Consider the following 3,232-nt stretch of genomic DNA (forward strand, 5'->3'; position numbering starts at 1 on the left):
ATCAATGCTGTTCAATGTGGCAGTTACTGAACAAGGTTCGCCGCTTCATGGAAACCGTCAGCCCGTTTCCCAGTGGAAAACATGGACAGGCAAAAGTGTAGCGGTATTAGGAACAGCTATTTAGCATCGTTCTAACCCGCACCATTCACTGGCAGATTATCCTATTTAATCCGTTAACCGCCGACGATAATGTGACTATTTATCATTGCAGTTACAAAATTCGCTTGTGCGTTTTCCGTAAATAAACGAAGCGACGTCGCATGCAACAAAAAAAGGTTGCACAACGACAGTGAGATGGTTTAGGTTTATTGGCAATGCAATTAGTGCTGTTTATTTAAGAGAATTTTTTATGTTACGCGTTCTGTCAAACCACCATCATCTTGATTAGTCTTTCAGGCAGTTGGTGCTGGAAGACATTCGGATCTTCCAGTGGCGCAGAACCTAAAGAGAGCCCTCGGAAGATCATCTTCCGAGGGTTTTTTTATGGCCCAATGATGAACAAAAAGTGGTGGTTAGCAGCGCATCCATTTTGACAGGTAAAAGAGGTTTCCATGCTGGATAAAACACGTTTACGCATTGCGATGCAAAAATCAGGCAGACTGAGCGATGATTCCCGGGAATTGCTGGCGCGCTGCGGTATTAAAATTAATTTACAGCAGCAGCGTTTAATCGCGTTTGCAGAAAATATGCCTATTGATATCCTGCGTGTGCGTGATGACGATATCCCTGGTCTGGTGATGGACGGCGTGGTCGATCTGGGCATCATCGGTGAAAACGTGCTGGAAGAAGAGTTGCTCAACCGCCGGGTGCAGGGGGAAGACCCGCGTTATTTTATGCTGCGTCGCCTCGATTTTGGCGCTTGCCGCCTGTCACTGGCCATGCCGCTGGATGAAGACTACACCGGCCCACAGTGCCTTGATAACAAACGTATCGCCACCTCTTAACCGCACCTGCTGAAAAAATACTTCGACAAACAAGGGATCAATTTTAAATCCTGCCTGTTAAACGGTTCAGTGGAAGTCGCGCCGCGCGCCGGGTTGGCCGATGCCATTTGCGATCTGGTGTCTACCGGTGCCACGCTGGAAGCAAACGGTCTGCGCGAAGTCGACGTTATCTACCGCTCCAAAGCCTGCCTGATTCAACGTGACGGCGAGATGCCCACCGAGAAACAGCAGTTGATCGATAAACTGCTGACCCGTATGCAAGGCGTCATTCAGGCGCGCGAATCGAAATACATCATGCTGCACGCCCCGAGTGAGCGTCTTGAAGAAGTGATTGCCCTTCTGCCTGGTGCAGAACGTCCAACTATTCTGCCGCTGGCGGGCGATCAAAGTCGCGTTGCCATGCACATGGTCAGTAGCGAAACCCTGTTCTGGGAAACGATGGAACGGCTCAAGACGCTGGGCGCCAGTTCCATTCTGGTGCTGCCTATCGAGAAGATGATGGAGTAACCTCCATGACCAGCCGCAATTTCGGTATGCTTATTGAGTGGGAACAGTGCGCTGAACAAGAGCGCCAGCAGTTGCTGACACGCTCGGCTATTTCGGCCTCCGATCGCATCACTCGCAGCGTGAACGAGATTCTCGATCGGGTAAAAGCCGAAGGCGACAGCGCACTGCGTGCGTTCAGCGCTCAGTTTGACAAGGTTGACGTAGAGAGCATTCGCGTTACGCCGGAGCAAATTTCTGCCGCTGCCGCGCGACTGGGTAATGACATCAAACAGGCAATGGCGGTCGCCGTCAGTAATATCGAGACCTTCCACAATGCGCAGCGTTTACCGCCCATCGATGTGGAAACTCAACCGTGCGTGAGCTGCCAACAAGTAACGCGCCCTATCGACAGCGTCGGCCTGTATATTCCCGGTGGCTCCGCACCGCTGTTCTCCACGGTGCTGATGCTGGCAACCCCGGCGCGCATCGCCGGATGCCGCCGTGTGATTCTCTGTTCACCACCGCCGATTGCCGATGAAATTCTGTATGCCGCCCAACTGTGCGGTGTACAGGAAGTATTCCAACTGGGGGGGCACAGGCCATCGCCGCGATGGCATTTGGCACCGAGAGCGTTCCCCGCGTTGCCAAGATTTTTGGCCCTGGCAATGCTTATGTGACCGAAGCCAAGCGTCAGGTGAGCCAGCGTCTGGACGGCGCAGCTATCGATATGCCTGCCGGGCCTTCCGAAGTGTTGGTGATCGCCGACAGCGGCGCAACCCCAGCGTTTGTGGCCTCCGATCTGTTATCGCAGGCAGAGCACGGCCCGGACTCCCAGGTGATTCTGGTCACGCCGGATGCCGCACTGGCCCGCGCCGTCGCGCAGGCGGTGCAACAGCAGTTAGCCCAGTTGCCGCGTGCAGAGATCGCGCGTCAGACGCTGGACAGCAGCCGAGCCATTGTGGCACGCGATTTAGCGCAGTGCATTGACATCAGCAATCAGTACGGCCCTGAGCACTTGATCATTCAAACCCGCGACCCCGAAGCGCTGGTTGCACACATCACTAGCGCAGGCTCTGTGTTCCTTGGTGACTGGTCACCGAAATCCGCAGGGGATTACGCCTCTGGCACCAACCACGTACTGCCGACCTATGGCTATACCGCCACCTACTCCAGTCTGGGGCTGGCGGATTTCCAGAAACGGATGACCGTTCAACAGTTAACTCCGCAAGGTTTTCTGCGTCTGGCGCCCACTATTGAGGTGTTGGCTCAGGCGGAACAACTGGTCGCCCACAAGAATGCCGTCACACTGCGCGTCGCTGCCCTGAAAGAGAAGGAGTCCCAATGAGCATTGAACAACTGGCACGTGCTAATGTACGCACGCTTACGCCGTATCAGTCGGCACGCCGTCTGGGCGGCAAAGGTAAGGTGATGTGTGGCTCAATGCCAACGAATATTTCCAGGCACCGGAATTTCAGCTCACCGCACAGACGTTGAACCGTTATCCTGAATGCCAGCCACCTGTAGTCATTGAGCGTTATGCTGCCTACGCAGGGGTGAAGCCGGAACAGGTACTGGTTAGTCGCGGCGCAGACGAAGGGATCGAACTGCTGATCCGTGCTTTTTGCGAACCGGGGCAAGATGCTGTGCTTTATTGCCCTCCCACCTACGGCATGTGTGGCGTCAGTGCGGAAACCCTGGGCGTTGAACGCCGCACGGTGCCCAGCAAAGCAGATTGGCAGCTAGACTTGCCCGCTATTGCAAACAATCTCAATAACGTAAAACTGATTTACGTGTGTAGTCCC

General features: G+C 54.4%; 1 protein-coding gene, 3 pseudogenes and 1 other annotated feature. All 4 genes and pseudogenes read left to right on the plus strand.

Features of this window, described 5'->3' with window-relative positions; translation table 11 throughout:
- The coding region (locus tag ACTBDZ_RS16400) for a hypothetical protein (RefSeq protein ID WP_438813920.1) at nucleotides 1-101 on the plus strand (101 nt) is incomplete at its 5' end.
- A gap of 263 nt (nucleotides 102-364) precedes the next feature.
- Nucleotides 365-485 (plus strand) — a sequence feature (His leader region).
- A gap of 66 nt (nucleotides 486-551) precedes the next feature.
- Nucleotides 552-1,451: pseudogene (gene hisG / locus ACTBDZ_RS16405) on the plus strand (ATP phosphoribosyltransferase).
- A 26-nt stretch (nucleotides 1,452-1,477) separates the two neighbouring features.
- Nucleotides 1,478-2,775: pseudogene (gene hisD, locus ACTBDZ_RS16410) on the plus strand (histidinol dehydrogenase).
- Nucleotides 2,772-3,232: pseudogene (locus tag ACTBDZ_RS16415) on the plus strand (aminotransferase class I/II-fold pyridoxal phosphate-dependent enzyme); the annotation flags it as partial. The pseudogenes hisD and ACTBDZ_RS16415, both read left to right, overlap by 4 nt.

Source organism: Symbiopectobacterium sp. (assembly GCF_051710365.1).
In the GTDB taxonomy this organism is placed as follows: Bacteria; Pseudomonadota; Gammaproteobacteria; order Enterobacterales; family Enterobacteriaceae; genus Symbiopectobacterium.